The following is a 24,465-nucleotide window of genomic DNA, read 5'->3' as shown; positions in this document are numbered from 1 at the left end:
GCACAGGCGAGGGCTGCCAGCAGGACGATCAGCTCCCGCCATCCGCGTGTCCTCGTTCGCGTCATGGCAAGGTCTGTATCGGATTGACATGAGAGGAGCGCATGCCCGCGGCGAAGCCGTTGTCGCACGCGGGTTTCATGACATCTCCTGTACCAGCTTGACGACGAGGTGCTGGGTCAGCAAAAGGATAGATTCGTTGTTGAACGCTCCCTGATGGTCGATACCTCGCACTTCAAACAACTGCTTGACCTTCCCGCGCGGGCCGGCCCCCGACTGCGGCGGCACGGTCCCGTCGCCGCCGACGTCCTGCAGCGCAGGCACGACATCCAGCAAGGTCTTGCCTTCGACCTTGATCCGGCGCCCCACCGTCTCGCGATATCCCGCCAGCGCTGCGCCACGCACGTTCGCTTCGGTGAATACCGCGCCATTGCCGGGATCGCGCGCAATCCAGCGGATGGCGCCGAACGCCATGTAAGCCCGGTCGGCGCCGTAAAACGCATAGCTGTTCGGGTGGTAATAGGAGTCCAGGGTTTCACGATGAAAGCGCTCGGCAATATCGATCGCTCCCCAGACCGCTTCCCTGGCGGCGCGTTTGCCCCGCCTGAGTTTATTGGCAGGATCGCACAACTTGGGGTCGACCATGCGGTACCACGCATCCATATCACGATAAAGATCATATGGATTACCGCCTGGCATATGCACGATGTCGCGCGCCACATCCTTGTTGTTGACTCGGCTAAACATACATACATGCAGCCAGGGACGCGGATAGAGGTGATTGGGCAGCAACTGCAATGGACCGGGAGCGGATGCCAGCACCGGCATCGTCAGTTCCGGCTGGCTACCCAGGATTTGCGCCAGGAAGCCCGCCTCCAGGTTGGCGGAAGCCGTATTACTGGGGTTCCAGCTTTCCGTGCCGCAGGCGATCCGGCGGTAGCAGGCCGGCGCGCCGAGGGCCGGCATCACGCCGTGCACGATGCCCAGGATACTGTCGGGTATTTGTTTCGCGCAGGCGCGCGCGACCAGGCCGCCCATCGAATGGGTCACCAGGATCACTTTCCTGCACTCGCGCTTGTGCGCGGTCCAGAACGCGACGATGTCGCGGATGCGCCGGCGCAGCTGCGCGGCCGATTTCTCGCATGAATCGAGCCAGTTGTAGCCGCAGGCATAAATCGGATAGTAGTACTCGGCATGCTTCTCCAGCTCTCTCTCGGTGATGTGTTCGATTTCACGAACGCCCCACCTGGCCGCCTCGCAGGCCATCACCTCCTTCCAGTGGCGGCACACCACGCGCCGGTTATCCGAGGGATTGACTTCGAAAGTATGGTTCAGGCCAACGTACAGCCCGAACAGCAGGCTGCCGTACGAGTCCCAGTGCACCTCGCCCCAGTGGCGATCGCGCGCCTCTTTTTCGAGCATGCCGTAATTCCGTGCCTCCAGCGGCAGGTTGATGTCGCCGCCAGGATCGACCTCCAGCGTTTCCGGGTCGAGGATCAACTGGCGCACGCGGGCCCTGCGGTTCTGCCACACATACGCGGCCGAGAGTCCCTCGATCTTCCCGTTCGGCGGCCGCCAGGCCGCTTCTCCCCGCTTGAGGGCCTGGTTCGCCGGCTTGTTCGGATCCTGCGCCGCCCGCAGGTTCGTGCCCATGATCCCCGGCACCAGAATGACCGGCACCACCTTCGACGGCGGCATCGTGAACAGCCCACGGGTCTTGAGCGCCGTCGGCGTCAGCACCGTGCGTCCGGTCCAGCTGCCGTCCGGCTGGGGGACGAGGTTCGGCAAGGGGCGGGTCGGGTCGGGCATGGGTGCTCCGTGTGCGTGTTGGATGCGGGCCCGGACTCAGGCCCGGGCGGCCGGATCGTCTTCTTCGGGCAGGTAGGCCATGTCGACCCCGCCGATCATTTCGCCGATCAGCAGCGAGGTCCGGCCCTGGTCGTCGGTGCGCCCGGTGACGGTGCGGCCGTCCTCGAAGGTCGCGCGGTAGCGCTGGTTCGGGATCGGCGCGCCGGTCTGCAGGTGGCGCAGCACCACGTATTCGTCCGTGTGGAGGTGGGAGGTCGGCAGGCGCACGTCCCTCGGACTGGCGCCGCCGGGACCGAAGTACATGAAGTCCGAGCCCTTGTGGATCTGCTGGCTGCTGCTCTGGTGCGTGATCTTGCCGTCGGCCCAGTCGGTCGTGGCGCCGGGGGCGATGATCTTCACCGCCGGCGCTTCCAGTTCGATGCGCTCGGCGGCGAACAGGCTGATGCGGCCGGAGGACTTGATCTGGACGTTGCCCAGGTGGGTCTGGACGACGATGTCGCCGCGCCCCGCGCCGAGCTTCATGCCCAGCTCGTGGGCGAACATGCTCAGGCCGCGCGCGGCGCGCAGGAAGATGTTGCGGCCGGTCGAGACCTCGGCGTCGCCGGCGCTCACCACGTCGACCTTGCTCGATGCGCCCAGCGCCAGGTTGTCGCTGCTGGCGAAGATGGCGCCGGCGGGGGCGCTGGCCGCGACGATCGCGGCCCCGCCTCCCGCTCCGTCGGCGGCCACGTTGCTGCCCTCGTGCCAGCGCTTGAGCTTTTCCACCAGCGCGGCCAGGCGCTGCTGCGACGGCTCGTCCTCGTTGTGCACGGCCGCCAGCCTGCCCACTTCGTCGAGGATGCTGTGCATGACCTCGGCCAGGCCGACCAGGCCGGCGCGCGCGAGCTGGCTGGGGGCGCCGGCCTCGCCGCCTTCCGCGCTGATCAGCACGCCCTGCGCGCCGCGCAGCGCCACCGACAGCTCGCTGCGCAGTTCCGCGCCTTCGCCGCGCGGCGTGCCTGCGCCGTGGTCGCGCGGCTCGGTCAGGTAGCCCAGGTTCAGCTCCGAGGCGCCGTGGTCGCTGCCCAGCTGGGCGCTGATCTGGCCGCGGGTGTCGTCGAAGCGCAGCTGGTTGCCGCGCCCGCCGCCGATCTCTCGGGTGCGGGTGCCGGACAGGTAGCGGTTGCCGGGCAGTTCGCCGTAGCCGTTGAAGGCCGGCGGGGCCGAGCGCTGGTTGTAGAGCTGGGCCAGGATGATGGGGCGGTCCGGGTCGCCGCCCAGGAAGGCCACCAGCACTTCGGTGCCGACCCGCGGCAGCCCGACGGCGCCGGACTGGTGCTGGCTGCCGCTGCCGTTGCCGGCCCAGTTCGAGGCCACCCTCACCCAGGCGGAATCGGCCGGGGTACCGGACGCGCCGGCGCCGTGCGCATGCGCGTGGTCGGCCGCGCGCATGCCGGGAAAGCGGATCTTCACCCGGCCCAGGGCGTCGCAGTGCACGTCTTCGTTGGCGGGGCCGACCACGATCGCGCTCTGCAGCTGCGGATGCGGCAGGTCGGTACGCGGGTCGAAGGCCGGCACGATGGGAATGCCGCGCCGTACGGCCGTGAAGGCGATCCGCACGCGCCCGCCGGCATCCGGGGCGGGCGCCGGCCCGGCCGCGTCCTGCAGGGCCGACACCGGCGCCGCCAGCTCGCGCGGCAGGTTGTTGTCGGCCACCAGGCGCAGTTCGGTGATCACGAACTCGCGCCCGGATTCCGGATGGGTGTCGATCTCGGGGTGCCCTTCCAGCGCGAAGTACTGGCCGGCGCAGAAGTCGCGCACGCTGCCCTCGCCTTCGAAGCACTTCGATTCGAATTCGTGGCGGCTCATGCGCACGTGGCCCAGGCGCCAGTGGTCCTCGACGTCGTTGCCGGCGTGCGGCAGTTCGATCAGGTAGTCGTCGAGGGTGGCGGCGAGCTGGTTGCCGTTCGGTCCCTGGTCGGCCATGCCGCGGCTGCTGACCGTCATGAACTGGGCGCCGCCCGGGTTCTTGTAGTCCCAGCTGTGGCGGGTGGTGAGCCCCGGCTGCAGGCGCCGCGCGGCGGTCCAGGAGGTGACGGTGTCGCGGCCGCCGGCCACGCCGTCGCGGTGGTAGCGCACGCTGCCGGCGCCATTCCGTGGCAGGTTGCCGGCGTCGCTGAACAGCACCAGGGTGTGGGCCGGGGTGCGGTCGTGCGCCGGGTCGACCGCGGTGTTGCGGCTGCGACCGGGCCGGAACACCCAGCCGATGCCGCGCCGCTTCAGCAGCCGGCGCACGAAGGCGGCGTCGGATTCGTTGTACTGCATGGTCTGTTCGCGCGGCGGATACTGGCCCTTGTCGAACAGCGGATCGATCTCGAGCTCGAAGGCATTCGCCAGCACGGTGCTGGAGTGGCGCCATTCATCGCACAGCAGTTGCACGATCTCGAGTTCGTTCTGGTAGCGGAACACGCGGCTGCTGGTGCGTTTTTCCATGACCGCGAAAACGTCGCGCAGCACCAGTTCGTAGGCGGCCAGGCCGCCGTCCGAATCGCCGGCGCGCGCCTCGGTGACCAGGCCGCACACGCTGCGCACCTGGCCGCGGTCGGTGACGAACTGGATCTCGGCCGGCAGCGCGATGAATTCCTTGAGCGGCAGGTGCGGGCTGCTGGCCAGGCAGGCGATGCGGTATTCGATGCCGCCGCACACCGCCTCGCTGCCCACCACCCGCTGCGGCAGCAGGATGTCCTCGGCAAGCTGGCCGGCATGCGCGAGGCGCAGGCGCAGGGGGCGGCGGGCCGTGCTCAGGGATGGCTCGATCTGCAACGCCCGCAGGATTTCGCTCGCGCTTTCCACCATGTCTCCTTATGCATACCGCAAAACGGTAGGTGCATTCATTCTTCCATGGGACGGGGAGCAATCCGTTGCCGTCCGTCATACGGTTTAGGCCGGATCAAGATGGAACTTCGCGCGATCGGAATGGTCGTGACCCCTCGGAAACGGGAGCCGATGCGGGCCAGGGTGCGCGCCACGCTCCCATTGGGCGCACGCGATGGCACCATGCGCGCCGGATGGGTCCGGGCGCGAGGGATTAGGCGCAGTTCAAGGTGCGAGCAGGTTTTTCAGGCGCGGGATGGCGGCCAGCGCGCTGCGCCCGGTGGCGCCGCGGACCTCGTCTTCCGGCAGGCCGCGCAATCCGGCCAGCATCCGGCCGATCGCCGGCAGTTCCTCCGGGCTGTTGCGGCCCGGGTGGATCCAGCTCGGGGCGATGTCCGGCGCATCGGTCTCCAGCACGATGGCGTCGAGCGGGAGCTCCAGCGCCAGGCGCCGGATCTGCAGGGCGCGCGTAAAGGTCATGGCGCCGCCGAAGCCGAGGTGGAAGCCCAGGTCGATGAAGTTCCGGGCCTGCTGGAAGCTGCCGTTGAAGGCGTGGGCGATGCCGCCCGGCGGCCGGATCTGGCGAACATGTTTCAACACCTGGTCCTGCGAGCGGCGCACGTGGGTCAGCACCGGCAGCCCGAGGTCGCGCGCGATGCGCAGCTGCTCGCGCAGGAAGCGTTCCTGCTTCTCGCGCATCGCCGGCTCGCACAGCATGGGGATGAAGAAGTCCAGGCCGATCTCGCCGATGGCGACGAAGCGCGGGTCTTCGATCGCCGCCTCGGCCTGGCGGCGCAGCAGCAGCAGGTCTTCTTCGCGCGCCTGCGGCACGAAGATCGGGTGGATGCCGAGCGCGTAGCAGGCGTTCGGCGCCGCATGCGACAGCTCCTTGACGACATCGAAGTTGCCGCTGTCGACGGCCGGGATCACGATCATCGACACCCCGGCCTGCCCGGCCCGGGCCGCGATGTCCAGCGCATCGGGGAGCGCGCCGAATTCATGGGCGTCGAGGTGGCAGTGGGTGTCGATCCACATTACTGGTCAGTTCTCCGGCTGCAGTCCGTGCTCGGTCAGGCGCAGCACGCGGTCGCAGCGGCGCGCCAGTTCCGGATCGTGGGTGACGATCACGAACGCCGTGCCGAGGGTGCGCGAGAGTTCCAGCATCAGGTCGAAGATGGTCTCCGCCGTTGTGTGGTCGAGGTTGCCGGTCGGTTCGTCGGCCAGCACGCAGGCCGGCTCGGTCACCAGGGCGCGCGCCAGGGCCACGCGCTGGCGCTCGCCGCCCGACAGTTCGCCGGGCCTGTGGATGGCGCGCCTGGCCAGCCCGACGCGCGCCAGCATGGCCTGGGCCCGCGCCACCGCTTCCTCGCGCTTCATGCGCCGGATCAGCAGCGGCATGGCGACGTTGTCGAGCGCCGAGAACTCCGGCAGCAGGTGGTGGAACTGGTAGACGAAGCCCAGCGAGGCGTTGCGCAACTCGCCGCGCCTGGCTTCCGACAGGGTGGCGAAGTCCTCGCCCTGCAGCATCACGGCGCCGCCGCTCGGGGTATCCAGGCCGCCGAGGATGTGCAGGAGGGTCGACTTGCCGGAGCCGGAAGCGCCGACGATGGCCACCCGTTCGCCGCGGCCGATGGAAAAGTCGATGTTGTCCAGCACCTGCACCGCGTAGTCGCCTTCGCGGAAGGTCTTGCCGACGCCGCGGCAGGACAGGACCGGCGCGCCGGCAGTACCCATAATGTTCCTCATCTCGATTTCATTCACATTCAGCATCTCGTTCCGCATCTCATTCATAGCGCAGGGCCTCCGCCGGTTTCACGCGCGAGGCCGACCAGCTCGGGTACAAGGTCGCCGCGAACGCCAGCAGCACCGACACCCCGCCGATCTTGACAACGTCCGGCCAGCGCATGTCCGACGGGATCTCGCTGATCAGGTAGATATCCTTCGACAGGAACTGGATCCCGAACAGGTGCTCGATGAAGGGCACGATCACATCGATGTTCAGGGCCACCAGCACGCCCAGGCACACGCCGGCCAGGGTGCCCAGGATACCGACCAGCGCGCCCTGGATCATGAAGATCTTCATGATCGAGCGCGGCGACGAGCCCAGCGTGCGCAGGATCGCGATGTCGGGCTGCTTGTCGGTCACCGTCATCACCAGGGTCGAGACCAGGTTGAACGCGGCCACCGCGATGATCAGCGTCAGGATGATGAACATCATCCGCTTTTCGGTCTGCACGGCGGCGAACCAGTTGGCGTTCAGCTTGGACCAGTCGCGCATGACCAGGTCGCCGGACATCGATTTCTTCAGCTCCGCCGCCACCAGCGGGGCCTGGTGCATGTCGGCGATGCGCAGGCGCAGGCCCTGCGGCGCGCCGAGCCGTTCCATGCGCTCGGCGTCCTGCAGGTGGACGAAGGCCATGGCCGAGTCGAATTCGTAGTGGCCGGCTTCGAAGATGCCGACCACGGTAAAGCTGCGGGTGCGCGGCACCATGCCGGCGGGCGTGGTCTGGGCCTGGGCCAGCATCATGTTGACCTTGTCGCCGACGCCGACCCCGAGCGAGCGCGCCAGCACATAGCCGAGCACGATGTTGAACTGGCCCGGACGCAGGTCCTGCAGGCTGCCCTGGCGCACCTGGCGGCCGACGTCCGATACCTTGTGCTCTTCCTCGGGCAGGATGCCGCGGATGACGGCCGGCTTCATGGCGTCGTCGCGCACCAGCAGGCCCTGGGTTTCCACGAAGGGCGCGGCGCCGCGCACGGCCGGGTTGCGGAACGCTTCCTGCTCGGCCTGGCGCCAGTTCGGCATCTCGCCGCCGGCGTCGAACACCTCGATGTGGGCCAGCACGGACAGCATCCGGTCCGTCACCTCCTTCTGGAAGCCGTTCATCACCGACAGCACGACAATCAGCGCGGCCACCCCGAGGGCGATGCCGGATACCGAAATCAGGGATATGAAGGAGATAAAACTGTTGCGGCTGCTGCGCTTGCCGGCGCGCGTGTAGCGCAGGCCGACCAGCCATTCGTACGGCAATTTGTGGATGATGCTCATGGGCTCCATGGTAAATGCTGCTTAGGCCCGCAGTGTGCCATACAAAGCTCATCCATGTGAGGGGTTGTCACGATTGAAATGAAGATTGCGGTGCGGCAGACGCGGTTCTCGCGCAGCGCCCATTTGGCCTACAATACCGGCATGGCCCATATTTCGCTCGTCCTGCCGTTCGCCCTCCCCGTTCCTGAATTCGCCCCCGACCTGGTCCGCGCCCTGCAGGCCCCGGCGCTGGCGGCGCTGTTGTCGCGCACCTCGAGCGCGGCGCTGTACCCGCTGGAGCCGACCGCGCGCGTGCTGCCGCACGAGCTCTGGATCGCCCGTACGCTCGGCCTGGCCAATGGCGTCGCCCCCGGCATTGCCGCCAGCAGCATGCGCGGCTACGGCCTCGACCCGGGCGACGGCACCTGGTTCGTGGTGAATCCGGCCCACATCCAGATCGCCAGTTCGCACCTGATGATGGGCGACACGCGCCAGCTCGACCTGCGCGAAGACGAAGGCCGGGCCCTGTTCGAGAGCGCCCGCGCCTGCTGCGAGGATGCCGGCCACGCGCTGCAGTACGGCGCTCCCGACACCTGGTTCCTGCGCGCCGACGGCTGGGACGGCATCCAGACCGCCAGCCCGGACGCCGCGGTCGGCATGAACCTGACCGACTGGGTCCCGACCGGCGCCCAGGCCCGCGCCTACCGCAAGCTGCAAAACGAGGTGCAGGTCAGCTGGTACACCCATCCGGTGAACGCGGCGCGCGAAAGCCGCGGCCAGGCGCCGGTCAACGCGATTTGGCCCTGGGGCGCCGCCAGCGTGGCCGCCGAGCACGCGCAACAGCTGGTGGCACGCGCCGCCGGCAAGCTGGCGCCCGCGCCCAGCATCGCCACCTATGCCGCGCCGGGCTGGCTGACGGCCCTGGCCGAGCGCCGCCTGAACAGCCTGGACGGCATCGCCGGCCTGCTGAGCGACACCGGCAACGAAGCCGAAGGCGGCCGCCTGTTCGTATGCGGCAACGTCGCGGCGCCAGCCATCGCGGCCGACTGGCACGCCTGGCTGCAGGAAATGCAGGCCCTCGAACAGACCCTGTTCACGCCCCTGCTGGCGGCCCTGAAGGCAGGCCGCATCAAGACCCTGAAGCTGGTGCTGAGCCACCGCGACGGGCACCTGGAAATCACCAAAACACCGATGGCCCAGCGCAAATTCTGGCGCCGTCCGACCCTGGAACGCCTGACTTGAAGACCCGCATCGCCACCCGTCCCTGCCCGAGCCGACAGACCGAGCTGCTGCGCCAGGGCGGCATCCATCCCGTCCTGGCCCGCGTGTACGCCGCGCGCGGCCTGTCCGACCCGCGCGAGCTGGCCAGCGAACTGCAGGCCCTGCTGGCGCCGGGCGCCCTGATGCAGATCGACGCCGCGGCCGTCTACCTGGCCGACGCGATCGCGGCCGGCAAGAAGATGACGATCGTCGCCGACTACGACTGCGACGGCGCCACCGCCTGCGCGACCGCCCTGCGCGGCCTGCGCGCGATGGGCGCGAAGGTCGACTACATCGTGCCGAACCGTTTCGAGTATGGCTACGGCCTGACCCCGGAAATCGTCGCGCTGACGGCGCGCGAGAAGTCGCCCGACATCATCATCACGGTCGACAACGGCATCGCCAGCATCGACGGCGTCGAGGCGGCGCGCGAACGCGGCATCGAAGTCGTGGTCACCGACCACCACCTGCCGGGCGACGCCCTGCCGGATGCGCGCGTGATCGTGAATCCGAACCAGCCCGCGTGCGGCTTCCCCAGCAAGCACCTGGCCGGGGTCGGGGTCGTGTTCTACGTGCTGCTGGCCCTGCGCGCGGAACTGCGCAAGCGCGGCGTGTTCGACGCCGCCTCGCAGCCGAAACTGGACTCGCTGCTCGACCTGGTGGCGCTCGGCACGGTGGCCGACGTCGTGAAACTCGACACCAACAACCGCATCCTGGTGGCGCAAGGCCTGAAGCGCATGCGCGCCGGGCGGATGCATGCCGGGATCGCGGCGCTGTTCCGCGTGGCGGGCCGCGAAGCGCGCTGCGCCTCGCCGTTCGACCTCGGCTTCGCCCTCGGCCCGCGCCTGAACGCCGCCGGCCGGCTGGAAGACATGTCGCTCGGGATCGAGTGCCTGGTCACCGACGACGAGGGCCGCGCCTGGGAGATCGCCCAGCAGCTCAACGAGATCAACCTGAAGCGCCGCGAAATCGAGGCCGAGATGCAGGACACCGCCCTGCTGCACCTCGACGACTTCAATCCGCAGGACGCCAGCACCATCGCCGTGTTCGACGACGGCTGGCACCAGGGCGTGATCGGCATCGTCGCCTCGCGCCTGAAAGAGAAATTCTACCGCCCGACCATCACCTTCGCGCCGGCCGGCGACGGCTGGATCAAGGGGTCGGGCCGCTCGATCGCCGGCTTCCACCTGCGCGATGCGCTCGACCTGGTGTCGAAGCGCGTGCCCGGCCTGATCGACAAGTTCGGCGGCCACGCGATGGCGGCCGGCCTGTCGATCCGGCTCGAGCACTTCGACACCTTCCGCGACGCCTTCGAGGCGGTCGGACGCGCGTGGCTGAGCGAGGCCCAGCTCGAGCGCGTGGTCGAGACCGACGGCCCGCTGGAAGACGATTTCTACACGGTGCAGTTCATCGAGCTGCTGGACGGCCAGGTCTGGGGCCAGGGCTTCGCACCGCCCGTGTTCTGCGACGAGTTCCGCGTGGTCAGCCAGCGCATCCTGAAAGAGAAGCACCTGAAGCTGCTGCTGGAGCGGAACGGCCGGCGCTACGATGCGATCTGGTTCGGCAACACGGCCTCCCTGGGCGAGCGCGCGCGCGTGGCGTTCCGGCTCGACGCCAACGAGTACAACGGCGTCACCAAGGTGCAGCTGCTTGTCGAGCACGCCGAACCCGCCTGAGTCATGGCGGTCACGATCGATCCGCAGGAGGTCGAGTTCAGCGCGATCCGCGCCCAGGGTCCGGGCGGGCAGAACGTCAACAAGGTCTCCTGCGCCGTGCACGCGCGCTTCGACGTCGCCGCCTCCTCGCTGCCGGCGGCCGTCAAGGAGCGCCTGCTGGCGCTGCGCGACAGCCGCATCACCGAGGACGGCGTGGTCGTGCTGAAGGCCCAGCAGTCGCGCAGCCTGGAAGCGAACAAGGAAGATGCGCTGCGGCGGCTGCAGGAACTGGTCGACCGGGCGGCCGTGGCGCCGGTCGTGCGGCGGCCGACGAAGCCCACCCGCGGCTCGCAGCGGCGGCGGCTGGAGGCGAAGACGCGCAGCGGGCAGATCAAGGCGTTGCGGGGCAAGGTCAACGAATAACCCGCCTGATCAGCATCAAACCGGGGTCAGACTCCAAAATCAGGCAACAGCTCAGAAGACATTTCCAAAAACCGGAGTCTGACCCCGGTTTGACTAATAACACATCAGGAGGACGAATGGGTATTGGTGGCAACACCCGGCAGCAAGCGCTCGACACACTCGACAACATGACCGGCCGCGCGGTGCCAATCACCGTGGATGAACACCTGGCCCGCATCCAGCGCGCCCAGGACTTCATGCAATCGCATGGCATCGCCGCGGTCTATCTCGACGCGGGCAGCAACCTCACCTATTTTTCCGGCACCAGGTGGAGCCCGAGCGAACGCCTGGTCGGCGCCGTCCTGCCGGCGGTGGGCCAGCTGGCGTACATCGCACCCGCCTTCGAGGAAGGCACGATCCGGAAGTTCATGGTGGTTGCCGGCGAGATCCACTGCTGGGACGAGCATGAAAACCCGGCCGCCCTGCTGCGCGACGTCCTGGAAAAGCTGGGTGTCGAGGGCAGCAGCGACAAGCCGCCAAAACTCTTCATCGACGAAAGCACGCCCCTGCTGATGTTCGATGCGATCCGCGCAGCGACGCCGGGCTATATCCTGGAAAACGCGTATGCCCTGACCTCATCCTGCCGCATGTGCAAATCCGATGCGGAAATTGCCCTGATCCAGTGTGCGATGGACATGACGATGGCCGTCCACCGTGCCGCTGCGTCGATCCTGCATGAGGGGATCACCACCGCCGAAGTCGAAGCGTTCATCCAGCTCGCCCACAGGAAGGTCGGCGCGAGCGGTTCGTATTTTTGTATCGTGCTGTTCGGCGAAGCGACGTCCTATCCGCACGGCGTCAATTACGTCCAGACCCTGAAGCGCGGCGATACCGTGCTGATCGATACCGGCTGCAAAGTCCACAACTATATTTCCGACATCACCCGCACCTATGTGTTCGGCGAGGCTTCCGAACGCCAGCAATTCGTGTGGAATGCCGAAAAGCAGGCGCAGCAGGCGGCCTTCGACGCCGCCCAACCCGGCGTTCCCTGCGAAGAGGTGGACAAGGCCGCCCGGCGCTCGCTCGAAGCAAACGGATTCGGCCCTGGCTACAAGCTGCCCGGACTGCCGCACCGGACCGGCCACGGCATCGGCCTCGACATCCACGAAGGCCCCTACCTGGTGGGCGGAGAGCGCCGGCTACTCGCGCCGGGCATGTGCTTCTCGAACGAGCCGATGATCTGCGTGCCGGGCGAATTCGGCGTGCGCCTGGAAGACCACTTCTACATGACGGCGTCCGGGCCAAAGTGGTTCACCCGGCCGGCGAAGAGCCTGGAGCAGCCGTTCGACGCCGACTGACGCCTACTCGCCGACCTTGTCCTTGCACGGGCACGGCTGCTCGCCCCGGTCGAACACGATCTTCCACCGCCCGGGCGCTTCCAGCCGCCAGATCGAATTGAAGCGCCCGACCTTCTTGCCGCTGGCGTCGTAGACCGGGCCGCCGCTGTAGGCCAGGGTGCCGGATTCGACCACTTCGACCTCTTCCGGCTCCCACGAGAATGGCGCCTGCGCGCCGTCGTAGTACTTGCGCCAGGCCTCGGCGACGGCCGTGCGTCCGCGCAGGACGCTGCCCGGCCCGGCAAAGAACACCGCTTCGTCGGACAGGAAACCGGTAAAGGCCGCGTGGTCGCGCGCCTTCATGGTCGCCGCGAAGGCGCGCTCGGCCTCCGTGACCTGCTTCTTCAGCTCGGCATTCGATGGCCGCGCCGCGCTGGCGAAGGCCAGCATGAACATGCTGATGCACAAAACCCCAATCGACAGCAGACGCATGCGTCCTCCACGTTGAGAAGCAAGGAAATCGAAGATGAATAAGCGTGCAATTTTGTCATGGCAATACATTTTGCACAAGCTGCTTGCAGCAGGTCCGGAAGCGGAGTATAAATACTCCATATCCGGAGAATTCCTATGAGTCTCGCCTACGCTTACCCGAAAAGCCGTTTCGAACCCGACGTGCTGGTCGACCTGAACGACAAGGCCCAGCGCGAACGCCTGTCCAGCTCCGCGCTGAAAGGCTTCTTCCAGCTGGCCAGCGCCTGGCAGGTGCGCGACGAGGATGCGCGCGAGCTGCTGGGCGGCGTCTCATCGTCCGCGTTCTACGAGTGGAAGAAGAACCCGGGCCGGGTGCTGGAAGTCGACCGCATCACCCGCATCTCCTACCTGCTCGGCATCTACAAGGCGCTGCACATCCTGTACGGCGACAAGCTGGCCGACGAGTGGGTGCACCTCCCGAACAGCAATCCGGTCTTCAACGGCCGCGCCCCGCTCGCCTTCATGCTGGCCGGCGGCCTGCTCGCCATGCAGACCGTGCGCCGCCTGCTCGACGCCCGCCGCGGAGGGCTGTGAGTGAAGCCGGTACGGAAAGCCTTGCCTGGGCTGACCCTGCTGCGCCAGTTCGACACCGTCCGCCTGATCCCTTCCCGCTTCGCCGATGCCGAAGACTCGGTGCTGGCGCCGCTGGCGGAAAGCGATGCCGTGCTGCGCGACCTGTTCGACCTGGACAACGCCACCAACGACCGCCTGCGCGGCGAATCCGGCCTCCTGCCCGGGATCGGCGTGGACGAACTGGTGTTCGGCCTGCCGAACTTCCGCATGATCAACGCCGCCTACACCTACGCGCGCCCGGAAGGCAGCCGCTTCAACGACGGCGAACGCGGCGCCTGGTACTGCGCCTTCGAGCTCGAGACCGCGCTGGCCGAGGTCAGCTTCCACAAGACCGTCGAATACCAGGAAATCGGCCGCTTCGACGACAGCGTCAGCTACCAGGCCCTGCTGGCCGACTTCAGCGCCGGCTTCCACGACCTGCGCGGCACGGATGCCTGGCGCGACTGCCTCGATCCCGGCAGCTACATCGCCTCCCAGCGCCTGGCGGCCGAACTGCTGGAGGCCGGCTCGATGGGCATCATCTACCCCAGCGTGCGCCGTCCCGCGGGCACCAACCTGGCCTGCTTCCGCCCCGCGCTGGTCGGGAATGTCCGCAAGGGACAGGCGTATCGGTTAACATGGGCGGGCTCGCCGACGCCCACCGTCGACGCCTTCTGAAGATTCGACAGCATGAACATGAAAACCGATCCATTGAAAGACACCGAACTGCACGACAAGATCAACCGCGAGACCGCCCGCATCCACTGGTCCGAGCTGGAGCGCCATTTCGCCCACGGCGTGGTGATCTATGTAAGCCAGGAACTCGACCTGGTCGAGGTGGCGCTGCGCATCGCCCACGACGACAAGGAACCGATCGCGCGCTGGATGCGCGAAGGCAGGGTGGCGAAGGTGTCGGACGCCCAGGCACAGGCCTGGCAAGCCAGCGATGCGCGCCTGTGGGCCTCGGTCGTCAGCCCCTTCGTACTCGTCCAGCCCGACAAAGCAGCGCCAAACGACACCCTTCACTGATAAGATGATCGTGCATCATTGCCGAATGTGAGTGCATTGCCCGTCAAATTGATATAATCTATTGCAGATTGGAAAGTACATTCCAACTTCTAATTAATTTGGACAACGAGCATGTCGGCGAAATGAATCCGTTATGCTAACGGGATTCGAGGAAGTTTATGCACAGCAATACCACGACGGACGATCCAGTCATGACCACGAGCGAGGTCGCACGCCTGCTGGGCGTTGCCACCAGCACGGTGCAGATCTGGATGGAAAGCGGCGCGATCGAATCCTGGAAGACGCCGGGTGGGCATCGCCGCACCCGCTTGAGCCTGGTCCAGGGACTCCTGCACGGGAAGGACGACAACGCCCATCTGCGTCCCGCGGCCAGCAATGACAAGGAATTCCTGCCTGTGGCCGATCCGAACTATCCGGTGCGGGACGACGAACGCAGCCGCCTCGCGGCCGTCGGCGCCAGCGGCCTGGTCGACACGGAAGAGGAAGCCCGCTTCGACCGCATCGTGCGCCTGGCCAGCATGGTGACCGGTTCGCCGATCGCGCTGATTTCGCTGCTGACCTCGACCCGCCAGTGGTTCAAGGCCAGGGTCGGGCTGGAACCGCGCGAAACCCCGCGCGACTGGGCCTTCTGCTCGCACGCCGTGATGCAGGATGAGCTGTTCGTGGTCGAAGACGCCCTCGACGATGAGCGCTTCCGCAACAATCCGCTGGTCCAGCAGGAGCCGCACATCCGTTTCTATGCCGGCGTGCCGCTGCGCGACCGCTCGGGCCAGACGCTGGGCACCCTGTGCGTGATCGACCGCGAACCGCGCCGCCTGCGCGCCGCCGAAGTCCAGGGCCTGCTCGACCTGGCGGCGATCGCGTCTTCCGAGATCCAGGCCAGCCGGCTGAATCGCTTCTGATTGGCGCGGCGTGCAAACGGCGCGCCGGCCTCCGCGCAGGTAAGTCCGTCGTCCCCGCGCAGGCGGGGATCCAAGTTCTGCAGGCACCACGTTAATGCGGACAAGCCTGGGTCCCCGCCTGCGCGGGGACGACGAGTTAAGGGCGCGGGGACGACGGGTGCTTATCTCGCCAGATCCACCGCATACAGCGCAAATCCCTTCCCCTGCCCATCGTCCGCAGCCAGCTGCGACACATTCTCCAGCCCGGCCGCGCGCGCCAGTTCCAGCTTGCCCGGCGCCGAATGGAACACCACCGGCCCCTTGGTCTGCACCTTCGTGAAGCGCCAGCTGCGCTGGGCGCCGTTGGCCGCGCGGCTCAGGCGCTTCGCTTCCTTGATGTAGGCGATCAGCACGTCGCGGCTGGCATCGGGCGAGGCCAGCACGGTGCGGCTGCCGTCCAGGCCCGGGAAATTGCCGCCGCCGCTGGCGCGGTAATTGTTCGTCGCGACCAGGAATTCCTGGCCCGGCGCGAGCGGCGCGCCGCGCAACTGCAGGTTCCTGATGCGCTGGCCCGGCGGCCGGGTCAGGTCGATCTCGTAGCCCAGTTCCGATGACGTGATGGTGTCGAAGTTGTAGCCGGCAAAGCCGGTATTCACCAGTTCCTGCGGCGCGGTCCGGTCCGGGTCGATGGTGTTGAAGCGGCCCGCCGCCTTCTCCAGCCAGGCTTTCAAACCGGCGCCGTCGACCTTCACCACCGCCAGCGCATTCGGGTACAGGTAGAGGTCGGCGGCGTTGTTGAGCGCCAGGTCGCCGGCGGCGACGTCGGTGTAGTCGGCCACGCCGGCCGAGCCGCTCTTGAAGGGCGCCGACACCGACAGCACCGGCAGCTTCGCATACTGCGGCAGGTTGGCGGCCACGTAGCGCCGCACATAGTCGGCCTGGGCCTGGTTCACGACCTGGATCGCGGAGACGTCGCCGACGTCGGCGAAATAGGTCGACATGCGGAAGTCGGCGCTGCCGATCGGGGTCCTGACGTAGCGGATCGTGGCGTCGTGCTCGGCGCGCACCAGCTCCATCACCTGCGCGTCGGCCGCCACGTACTGCTTGTCCGGCTGCTGGGTGCTGCGGTTCTCGACGATCGCGGCATCCCGGTCGGCATGCCAGCGCTTGCCGTCGTAGCGCAGCTGCAGGCGCACCACGCCCAGGTTCTTGCCCCACAAATTGGCCATCACGGTGGGCACGCCGAACACCCTGCCCTTCACCTTATCGACGTGCGGCAGGTTGAACTGGGCGACGGTGCTGGACGGGTTCGGGAAGGGCTGGTGCGAATGACCCAGCAGCAGCGCGTCGATGCCGCCGACCTGGGCCAGGTAGTAATTACCGTTCTCCATCGTCGGCGAATACGGGCTGTCGTCCAGGCCGCCGTGCGAGATCGCCACCACCAGTTCCGCCCCTTTCGCGCGCATCTCGGGCAGGTAGCGCTTCGCGGTTTCGACCAGGCCCTCGGTATAGATCTTCCCTTCCAGCCAGCGGCGGTCCCAGTTCAGGATGGCGGGCGGGGTGAAGCCGATGATGCCGACCTTGACGCTGGCCTCGAACGGCCGGCCTTGCGCGTCGACGGCCCGGATGCGCTTGTCCAGGATGCGGTAGGGCGCGAACAGCGGCTTGTTCGTCTTCATGCTGTAGACGTTGGCCAGCACCACCGGGAAGCCCGGCCCGGCGCAGCGCCGGTCGGGCACGCCCTCGACCTGCAGGCGCTGGCCGGTCACCTGGCCGAGGTAGGCCAGGCCGAAATTGAAGTCGTGGTTGCCGATGCCGATGCCGTCGTAGCCGATCTTCTGCATCGCTTTATAGATGCCGAGCAGCTGGCCGCAGCGCAGCGGCTCGACGGTGGCCTGGTAATCGCCCAGCGCATTGCCCTGGATGGTGTCGCCGTTATCGAACAGCAGCGTGTTCGGGAAGTCGCGCCGCGCCTGGGCAATCAGCGAGGCGGTACGGTCCAGGCCCAGCGAGGGATCGGCCGCCAGCTTGAAGTAGTCGTAACCAACCACCGCCGAGTGCAGGTCGGTGGTTTCCAGCACGGCCAGCTCGGCGCTGGCGCCGGCCTTCGGCCTGGCGGCCAGGGCGGGCGCGGACAGGATGACGGTGGAAAGGACGAGGCAGAGCGGGCGGCGGAAACGGTATTTCATGATCCCATGATAAGTCAGCCCCCTGCCGATGGGCAAGGAAAGCATCCCAACGCGCGCCTGCGGCGCCGGCTGCGGTATAATCTCCGGTTCGATTCAACCTACTAAAAATACGTCACCGACCATGGAAGCTGAACGCATCAATGCCCTTTCCGCCCTGCTGAACGACCTGAGCAGCCGTGAAGCCGAACTTCGGAGGTATCTTTGACTTCGATCGGAAGTCGGAGAAACTAGAACAGGTCAACCAGGAGCTGGAAGACCCGACCGTCTGGAACGACCAGAAACGGGCGCTCGAACTCGGCAAGGAAAAGAAGGCGCTGGAAGGCGTCGTCCTGACCCTGGAAAAGGCCAGGGCCGACCTGAACGACTCGCGCGACCTGTTCGAGATGGGCCGCGAAGAAGGCGATGACGACACCATCGAGTCCGTCGAAGGCGATGCCGAAGCGATCAGGAAGGTCATCGAGCAGATGGAGTTCCGCCGGATGTTCAGCAATCCGATGGACCATGCGAACTGCTTCATCGACATCCAGGCCGGCGCCGGCGGCACCGAAGCCCAGGACTGGGCCTCGATGCTGATGCGCCAGTACCTGCGCTATTGCGAACGCAAGGGCTTCAAGGCCGAAGTGCTCGAGATTTCCGAGGGCGAGGTCGCGGGCATCAAGACCGCCACGATCAAGGTCGAGGGCGAGTACGCCTACGGCCACCTGCGCACCGAGACCGGCGTGCACCGCCTGGTCCGCAAGTCGCCATTCGACTCGGCCAACGGCCGCCACACCTCGTTCACCTCGCTGTTCGTGTATCCGGAAGTCGACGAGTCCTTCGAGATCGAGATCAACCCGGCGGACGTGCGCATCGACACCTACCGCGCCTCCGGCGCCGGCGGCCAGCACATCAACAAGACCGACTCCGCGGTGCGCCTGACGCACGCCCCGTCGGGCATCGTGGTGCAGTGCCAGAACGACCGCTCGCAGCACCGCAACAAGGCCGAAGCCTTCGACATGCTGCGCGCCAAGCTGTTCGAACTGGAGATGCGCAAGCGCATGGCCGAGCAGCAGAAGCTGGAAGATTCGAAGACCGACGTCGGCTGGGGCCACCAGATCCGTTCCTACGTGCTCGACCAGTCGCGCATCAAGGACCTGCGTACCGGCTTCGAGACCGGCAACACCAAGAACGTGCTGGACGGCGACCTCGACGAGTTCATTTCGGCCTCGCTGAAGCAAGGCGTCTGATGAGCGGGCCCGCCTTCATCTTCGACATGGACGGCACCATCGTCGACAACATGGCCTTCCACACGAAATCCTGGCTCGAGTTCTTCGCGCGCCGCGGCAAGGAGTACGAGGCCGAAGCCTTCTTCCGCGAGACCGCGGGCGCGCAGGGCCGCGAGATCCTGCGCGAGCGCCTGGGCGCGGACGTCACGGACGCGGAGATCCTCGAACTGGCCGCCGAAAAGGATGCGCTGTACCGTGAGATGTACGGCCCGCACCGCCGCGCGATCCAGGGCTTCGATGCCTTCGTGACCGCGGCCGACGAGCGCGGCGTGGCCTTGGCGGTCGCGACCTCGGCGCCGCCGAAGAACATCGTGTTCACGCTCGATGAACTGGACCTGCGCCGCCACTTCGCGGCGGTGGTCGGCGCGGCCGACGTCAAGCAGGGCAAGCCGCATCCGGACGTGTTCCTGAAGGCCGCCGAACAGCTGGGTGCCGATCCGCTTGAGTGCATCGTGTTCGAAGACGCGCCGCTGGGCGTGGAAGCGGCCCGCCGCGCCGGCATGCGCGCGGTGGTGATCACCTCCACCCTGCCCGCCGACGCCTTCGCGGAATTCGACAACGTGGTCCGGATCGTCGCCGATTACGACGAGCTGGACGTCGACGCGCTGCTCGCTTCCCTCGCTTCCCAGCCCCTGTAACGCGCCTGTGACCCAAACCTAGAGATACCTGATATGAGCACCGACAACCAAGAACAAGGCGCACAGAGCGCACAAGAAGCCGGCAACAACCTGGCCGCGGAAGACAACAAGATCATCGCCGAGCGCCGCGCCAAGCTGGCCGCGATCCGCGAAAAAGGCGTGGCCTTCCCGAACGATTTCGTCCCGCGGCACAAGACCGCCGACCTGGCCGAGACCTACGGCGGCTGGACCCGCGAGCAGCTCGAAGCCGAGCCGCAGCAGGTGGTGCTGGCCGGCCGCATGATGCTCAAGCGCGAAGCCGGCAAGAAGGCCGCCTTCGCCACCCTGCAGGATTCCTCCGGCCTGCGCGCCGACGGCCGCATCCAGATCTACGTCACCCTGGACAACACCGGCGAGGAAGCGATGGAAGCCTTCCGCCACTACGACCTGGGCGACATCCTGGGCGTGGAAGGCACGCTGTTCAAGACCAAGGTCGACGAACTGACCGTCAAGGTCACCAGCCTGCGCCTGCTGGCCAAGTCGCTGCGCCCGCTGCCGGACAAGTTCCACGGCCTGGCGGACCAGGAAACGAAGTACCGCCAGCGCTACGTCGACCTGATCATGAACGAAGAGACGCGCCGCACCTTCAAGGCGCGCACCGCCGCGATCGCGTCGATCCGCCGCTTCATGCAGGACAACGCCTTCATGGAAGTCGAGACCCCGATGCTGCACCCGATCCCGGGCGGCGCTTCGGCCAAGCCTTTCATCACCCACCACAACGCGCTCGACATGCAGATGTTCCTGCGCATCGCGCCGGAGCTGTACCTGAAGCGCCTGGTGGTGGGCGGCTTCGACCGCGTGTTCGAGATCAACCGTAACTTCCGCAACGAGGGCGTATCGATCCGCCACAATCCGGAATTCACGATGATGGAGTTCTACGCCGCGTACACCGACTACAAGTGGCTGATGGACTACACCGAGGCCGTGATCCGCCAGGCGGCGATCGACGCCCACGGCACCGCCGACCTCACCTACGGCGGCCGCCAGCTCGACCTGGGCAAGCCCTTCCACCGCTTGACCATCGTCGAAGCGATCAACAAGTACGCGCCGCACTACACCACCGAGCAGCTGCACGACGCCGAATTCCTGAAGAAGGAACTGCTGGAGAAGTTCGGCGTGAAGCCGCACGTGATCTCGGGCCTGGGCGCGCTGCAGCTGTCGCTGTTCGAAGAAACCGCCGAAGCCCAGCTGTGGGAGCCGACCTTCATCATCGACTACCCGGTCGAAGTCTCGCCGCTGGCGCGCGCTTCCGACAGCCGCGCCGGCATCACCGAGCGCTTCGAGCTGTTCATGGTGGGCCGCGAGATCGCCAACGGCTTCTCGGAGCTGAACGATCCGGAAGACCAGGCGGCCCGCTTCCAGGCCCAGGTGGCGGCCAAGGACGCCGGCGACGAAGAAGCAATGTACTACGACGCCGACTACATCCGCGCACTGGAATACGGCATGCCCCCGACCGGCGGCTGCGGCATCGGCATCGACCGTTTGATCATGATCCTGACCGATTCGCCGAACATCCGCGACGTGCTGCTGTTCCCGCACCTGCGCAAGGAAGACTGATGACTGGTGACGCGTGATGCGTCACGAAAAAAGGCGCGAAACGGGAAACCGTTCGCGCTTTTTTATATGTGTACCGCTTGAATCGTCGTTCCCGCGAAGGCGGGGACCCAAGTTCGTGGCGGACCACAAAAACTTGAATTCCCGCCTGCGCGGGAATGACGGTTTTTACGTTTGCGACGGGCGGCGCAGCCGCCACACTTCAACGAACCACGCGATAGCAGGGAATGTACTCTTTCCCCGGCAGCTTCATCCGGCTCTGCTCCACGAACGACTGCAGCAATTTATCCATCGGCGCCATGATCTCGTCCTCGCCATGGATCTCGAACTTGCCGTACTTCTCGATCGCGCGGATGCCCTCTTCCTTCACGTTGCCAGCCACCACGCCCGAGAAGGCGCGGCGCAGGTTGGCCGCCAGCAGGTGCGTCTCCTGGTTCTTGTGCAGCGACAGGTTGCGCATGTTTTCGTGGGTCGGGCGGAACGGGCGCTGGAATTCGGGGTCGATCCTGAGGCCCCAGTTGAAGTAATAGGCGTCGCTGCGCGACTTGCGGAATTCGCGCACCTGGCGGATCCCGGTGTGCATCTCCTGCGCCACCGCTTCCGGATCGTCGACGATGATCTTGTAGCGGTGCTGCGCGCGCTCGCCCAGGGTCAGGCCGATGAACTCGTCGATCTGCTCGAAGTATTCCTTGCTTGTGGCCGGGCCGGTGAACACCAGCGGGAACGGCATGTCGGCGTTCTCGGGGTGCAGCAGGATGCCGAGGATGTACAGGATCTCCTCGGCGGTGCCGGCGCCGCCCGGGAACACCACGATGCCGTGGCCGGTGCGGACGAACGCTTCCAGGCGCTTCTCGATGTCCGGCATGATCACCAGGTCGTTCACGATCGGGTTCGGGCTTTCGGCGGCGATGATGCCCGGCTCCGAGATGCCGAGATAGCGCCCGCCCTGCAGGCGCTGCTTGGCGTGGCCGATGGTCGCGCCCTTCATCGGTCCCTTCATGGCGCCCGGGCCGCAGCCGGTGCAGATATCCAGTTCGCGCAGGCCGAGCTGGTAGCCGACGTGCTTCGAATAGTTGTACTCGACCCGGTTGATCGAGTGGCCGCCCCAGCACACCACCAGGTTCGGGTTGCGCTGCGGCTGGATCACGTTGGCGTTACGCAGGATGTGGAAGACGGCGTCGGTGATGCCTTCCGGCCGGTTCAGGTCGAAGCGCGGGTTGTCCGTCACTTCGAAATTCACGTACACGATATCGCGCAGCACCGCGAACAGGTGTTCGTGGATACCCTTGATCATCTTGCCGTCGACGAAGGCGTGCGCCGGCGCGCCGCGGATATCGAGCTTGATGCCGCGCTCGCGCTGGATGATCTTGACGTCGAATTCCTTGTAGCGCTCGAGCAGCTCCTTGCCGTCGTCGATCGAACTGCCGGAGTTCAGCACGGCCAGCGCGCATTTGCGGAAGACCTGGTACAGGCCGCCCTGGCTGGTATCGAGCAGCTTCGCCACCTCCGCCTTCGACAGCACTTCGAGGCGCCCTTCCGGGGAAATCAATGTATCGACAACGTCGTTCGTCATGGTTCCAATCCCTTTCTTTACGGTGTTTCTTACAGTCTTGCTCTGTGGCTTTTACGCCAATATACGACAACTTACCGTAGTTTGCCCCCACGCTTGCACAGGCTTTGCAACACCATACTGTTGAGCTGGAAAAAGTTGCCTTAACGAGCAGAATTTCCACTACAATCCGACGCTATTGGATTGCGCCCTCATGCAGGACGGGCACGCCATCCAACCATTCCTATTCTTATAAAACGTATTTGGGGAGGAACCGCATGAGCGGTGCAGCTACTTCTACCGCCGAACAGAAAGCGGCCCCGGAATTCAAACAGATCATGGGACACCCAGCGCCGCTGTGGATGCTGTTCATGACCGAATTCTGGGAACGTTTCGCTTTCTACGGCATCCGTTGGGCCCTGGTGCTCTACATCGTCGCCCAGTTCTACGGCGGCAGCGGCGTGGGCGAGGCCGACGCCAACCTGACCTACGGTTCCTACCTGGCGCTGGTCTACGCCGGCGCGGTGTTCGGCGGCTACGTCGCCGACCGCGTGATCGGCTACCAGCGTTCGATCCTGGTCGGCGCGGCCTTCATGGCGGTCGGCCTGTTCGCCATCACGGTGCCCGATCCGAACGTGTTCAAGCTGGGCCTCGCCACGATCATCGTCGGCAACGGCATGTTCAAGCCGAACATCTCGGCCATGGTCGGCCAGCTGTACGGCATCAGCGACCAGCGCCGCGACTCCGGCTTCACCATCTTCTACATGGGCATCAACAGCGGCGCCTTCGTGGCTCCGATCCTGACCGGCATCCTGGCCAACGCCATGTCCGCCAAGACCGGCGTGCCCGACTACAAGGTCGTGTTCTTCTCGGCCGGCATCGGCATGATCCTGTCGCTGATCTGGTTCCAGATCGGCCGCAAGGGCCTGAAAGGCATCGGCGCCGCCACCGGCGCGCTGGCCAACCCGATGCGCGTGGTCGGGGTCGTGGTCGGCTCGCTGGTCGTGATCCCGGGCGTCTACTTCCTGCTGAAGCTCGGCGCCGAGAAGCTGCAAGGCATCCTGTCGGTGCTGTTCATCGTGCTGGCGCTGATGCTGATCGTCGAAGGTGTCCGCAACGGCAAGGTCTCGCGCGACAAGACCATCGCCATGATGATCATCTTCTTCTTCAACATCATGTTCTGGTGCTTCTTCGAGCAGGCCGGCAGCTCCTTCACCTTCCTGGCGAAGAACATCGTGCGCCGCGACTTCGGCGGCTGGGAATTCCCGGTCGGCTGGTTCCAGTCGGTGAACTCGATCGCGATCATCGTCTGCGCGCCGATCGTGGCGGCCGTGTGGGTCGCGCTGGGCCGCGCCAACCCGTCCATCCCGCGCAAGTTCGGCCTGGGCCTGATCTTCAACGGCCTGGCCTTCCTGCTGCTGATGTTCGCGCTGCAGCACCTGGTCGGCCTTGATTCCAAGATCCCGTTCTGGACCCTGTTCATGGTCTACGTGATCCAGTCCGTCGGTGAACTGTGCCTGTCGCCGATCGGCCTGTCGATGGTCACCAAGCTGGCCCCGACCCGCCTGGTCGGCCTGGGCATGGGCGGCTGGTTCCTGTCCACCGGCATCGGCAACAACCTGTCGGGCATCTTCGCCTCGATCGTGTCGGGCGAAAAAGGCATGACCGTGGAATCGGCGCTGTCGGGCTACACCTTCGGCTTCTGGGCCCTGATCGGCTCGGGCGTGCTGCTGTTCCTGATCGCGCCGCTGATCCAGAAGCTGATGCATGGCGTGAAGTGATCGATGGCGGGGCGTCGTTCAGGCGTCCCCGATTCGATGACAACGGCGGCCCGCGGGTCGCCGTTCTTGTTTTCGCCACGGGGATTTCCTTTCCGGCCTTACCAGAGGTTCAAGCC

The 24,465-nt window shown here is 66.3% G+C and carries 20 protein-coding genes; 12 read left to right on the top strand and 8 right to left on the bottom strand.

Annotated features, from left to right (window positions below):
- Nucleotides 1-135 precede the first annotated feature (135 nt).
- The 5 genes from AC3A6M_RS22825 to AC3A6M_RS22805 form a co-directional block, all read right to left on the bottom strand.
- Nucleotides 136-1,806 carry an alpha/beta fold hydrolase gene (locus tag AC3A6M_RS22825; protein WP_487855010.1) on the bottom strand — a complete coding sequence of 557 codons (1,671 nt, stop codon included), beginning with the start codon at nucleotides 1,804-1,806 and terminating at the stop codon, nucleotides 136-138.
- Between the two features lie 36 nt (nucleotides 1,807-1,842).
- Nucleotides 1,843-4,638, bottom strand: coding sequence for a type VI secretion system Vgr family protein (locus tag AC3A6M_RS22820; protein ID WP_487855009.1), 2,796 nt, complete (start codon nucleotides 4,636-4,638; stop codon nucleotides 1,843-1,845).
- A gap of 246 nt (nucleotides 4,639-4,884) precedes the next feature.
- Nucleotides 4,885-5,694: a TatD family hydrolase gene (locus AC3A6M_RS22815; RefSeq protein WP_487855008.1), complete on the bottom strand. Its 810-nt coding sequence runs from the start codon at nucleotides 5,692-5,694 to the stop codon at nucleotides 4,885-4,887.
- A 6-nt stretch (nucleotides 5,695-5,700) separates the two neighbouring features.
- Nucleotides 5,701-6,405 (bottom strand): lipoprotein-releasing ABC transporter ATP-binding protein LolD, encoded by a 705-nt coding sequence (lolD, locus tag AC3A6M_RS22810; RefSeq protein ID WP_487855007.1) that lies wholly within the window; start codon nucleotides 6,403-6,405, stop codon nucleotides 5,701-5,703.
- A gap of 37 nt (nucleotides 6,406-6,442) precedes the next feature.
- Nucleotides 6,443-7,708, bottom strand: a complete 1,266-nt coding sequence (locus AC3A6M_RS22805; protein WP_487855006.1) for a lipoprotein-releasing ABC transporter permease subunit — start codon at nucleotides 7,706-7,708, stop codon at nucleotides 6,443-6,445.
- Nucleotides 7,709-7,849: 141 nt separating this feature from the next.
- On the opposite strand from AC3A6M_RS22805, the gene AC3A6M_RS22800 reads away from it, so the two are divergent.
- From AC3A6M_RS22800 to AC3A6M_RS22785, 4 genes are all read left to right on the top strand, one after another.
- On the top strand, nucleotides 7,850-8,929 hold the full coding sequence (locus tag AC3A6M_RS22800; protein WP_487855005.1) for a hypothetical protein: 1,080 nt from the start codon (nucleotides 7,850-7,852) through the stop codon (nucleotides 8,927-8,929).
- A complete protein-coding gene (recJ, locus tag AC3A6M_RS22795) occupies nucleotides 8,926-10,623 on the top strand; it encodes a single-stranded-DNA-specific exonuclease RecJ (RefSeq protein ID WP_487855004.1) in 1,698 nt (565 codons plus the stop codon). The genes AC3A6M_RS22800 and recJ overlap by 4 nt, the downstream gene beginning before the upstream one ends.
- Before the next feature lie 3 nt (nucleotides 10,624-10,626).
- The gene (arfB, locus tag AC3A6M_RS22790; RefSeq protein WP_487855003.1) at nucleotides 10,627-11,025 is read left to right on the top strand and encodes an alternative ribosome rescue aminoacyl-tRNA hydrolase ArfB; all 399 of its coding nucleotides are present in this window, start codon (nucleotides 10,627-10,629) and stop codon (nucleotides 11,023-11,025) included.
- Nucleotides 11,026-11,141: 116 nt separating this feature from the next.
- A complete protein-coding gene (locus AC3A6M_RS22785) occupies nucleotides 11,142-12,362 on the top strand; it encodes a M24 family metallopeptidase (RefSeq protein ID WP_487855002.1) in 1,221 nt (406 codons plus the stop codon).
- A 3-nt stretch (nucleotides 12,363-12,365) separates the two neighbouring features.
- Here AC3A6M_RS22785 and AC3A6M_RS22780 read toward each other — a convergent pair whose 3' ends face one another.
- Nucleotides 12,366-12,833, bottom strand: a complete 468-nt coding sequence (locus tag AC3A6M_RS22780; protein WP_487855001.1) for a YybH family protein — start codon at nucleotides 12,831-12,833, stop codon at nucleotides 12,366-12,368.
- A 135-nt stretch (nucleotides 12,834-12,968) separates the two neighbouring features.
- Between AC3A6M_RS22780 and AC3A6M_RS22775 the strand changes: the two genes are divergently transcribed.
- The 4 genes from AC3A6M_RS22775 (at nucleotide 12,969) to AC3A6M_RS22760 (ending at nucleotide 15,355) form a co-directional block, all read left to right on the top strand.
- Complete coding sequence (locus tag AC3A6M_RS22775) at nucleotides 12,969-13,406, top strand: MbcA/ParS/Xre antitoxin family protein (protein WP_487855000.1); 438 nt, start codon at nucleotides 12,969-12,971, stop codon at nucleotides 13,404-13,406.
- Nucleotides 13,407-14,102 carry an RES family NAD+ phosphorylase gene (locus tag AC3A6M_RS22770; protein ID WP_487854999.1) on the top strand — a complete coding sequence of 232 codons (696 nt, stop codon included), beginning with the start codon at nucleotides 13,407-13,409 and terminating at the stop codon, nucleotides 14,100-14,102. It begins immediately after the preceding gene.
- A gap of 18 nt (nucleotides 14,103-14,120) precedes the next feature.
- A complete protein-coding gene (locus AC3A6M_RS22765) occupies nucleotides 14,121-14,453 on the top strand; it encodes a DUF2288 domain-containing protein (RefSeq protein WP_487855021.1) in 333 nt (110 codons plus the stop codon).
- 191 nt (nucleotides 14,454-14,644) lie between these two features.
- Nucleotides 14,645-15,355 (top strand): GAF domain-containing protein, encoded by a 711-nt coding sequence (locus tag AC3A6M_RS22760; RefSeq protein WP_487854998.1) that lies wholly within the window; start codon nucleotides 14,645-14,647, stop codon nucleotides 15,353-15,355.
- Nucleotides 15,356-15,516: 161 nt separating this feature from the next.
- On the opposite strand, the gene AC3A6M_RS22755 is transcribed toward AC3A6M_RS22760, so the two are convergent.
- Nucleotides 15,517-17,523 carry a bifunctional 2',3'-cyclic-nucleotide 2'-phosphodiesterase/3'-nucleotidase gene (locus AC3A6M_RS22755; RefSeq protein ID WP_487854997.1) on the bottom strand — a complete coding sequence of 669 codons (2,007 nt, stop codon included), beginning with the start codon at nucleotides 17,521-17,523 and terminating at the stop codon, nucleotides 15,517-15,519.
- A 121-nt stretch (nucleotides 17,524-17,644) separates the two neighbouring features.
- Here AC3A6M_RS22755 and prfB point away from each other — a divergent pair.
- The 3 genes from prfB (at nucleotide 17,645) to lysS (ending at nucleotide 21,022) form a co-directional block, all read left to right on the top strand.
- Nucleotides 17,645-18,749, top strand: a protein-coding gene (prfB, locus tag AC3A6M_RS22750; RefSeq protein WP_487854996.1) for a peptide chain release factor 2 whose coding sequence is annotated in 2 segments (ribosomal slippage) — nucleotides 17,645-17,725 and nucleotides 17,727-18,749 — 1,104 coding nt in all. Because the reading frame shifts where the segments join, the coding sequence is not laid out codon by codon here.
- Nucleotides 18,749-19,426: an HAD family hydrolase gene (locus tag AC3A6M_RS22745; protein ID WP_487854995.1), complete on the top strand. Its 678-nt coding sequence runs from the start codon at nucleotides 18,749-18,751 to the stop codon at nucleotides 19,424-19,426. Before prfB ends, AC3A6M_RS22745 begins: the two co-directional genes overlap by 1 nt.
- A 33-nt stretch (nucleotides 19,427-19,459) precedes the next feature.
- Nucleotides 19,460-21,022: a lysine--tRNA ligase gene (lysS, locus tag AC3A6M_RS22740; protein WP_487854994.1), complete on the top strand. Its 1,563-nt coding sequence runs from the start codon at nucleotides 19,460-19,462 to the stop codon at nucleotides 21,020-21,022.
- Between the two features lie 199 nt (nucleotides 21,023-21,221).
- On the opposite strand, the gene ppnN is transcribed toward lysS, so the two are convergent.
- Nucleotides 21,222-22,592 (bottom strand): nucleotide 5'-monophosphate nucleosidase PpnN, encoded by a 1,371-nt coding sequence (ppnN, locus tag AC3A6M_RS22735; protein WP_487854993.1) that lies wholly within the window; start codon nucleotides 22,590-22,592, stop codon nucleotides 21,222-21,224.
- A 314-nt stretch (nucleotides 22,593-22,906) separates the two neighbouring features.
- Between ppnN and AC3A6M_RS22730 the strand changes: the two genes are divergently transcribed.
- Nucleotides 22,907-24,349, top strand: a complete 1,443-nt coding sequence (locus tag AC3A6M_RS22730; RefSeq protein ID WP_487854992.1) for a peptide MFS transporter — start codon at nucleotides 22,907-22,909, stop codon at nucleotides 24,347-24,349.
- The last annotated feature ends 116 nt before the right edge of the window (nucleotides 24,350-24,465 follow it).

It is taken from the genome of Telluria sp. Soil_C_11, assembly GCF_057657395.1.
This window is presented reverse-complemented; position numbering and strand designations above follow the sequence as displayed.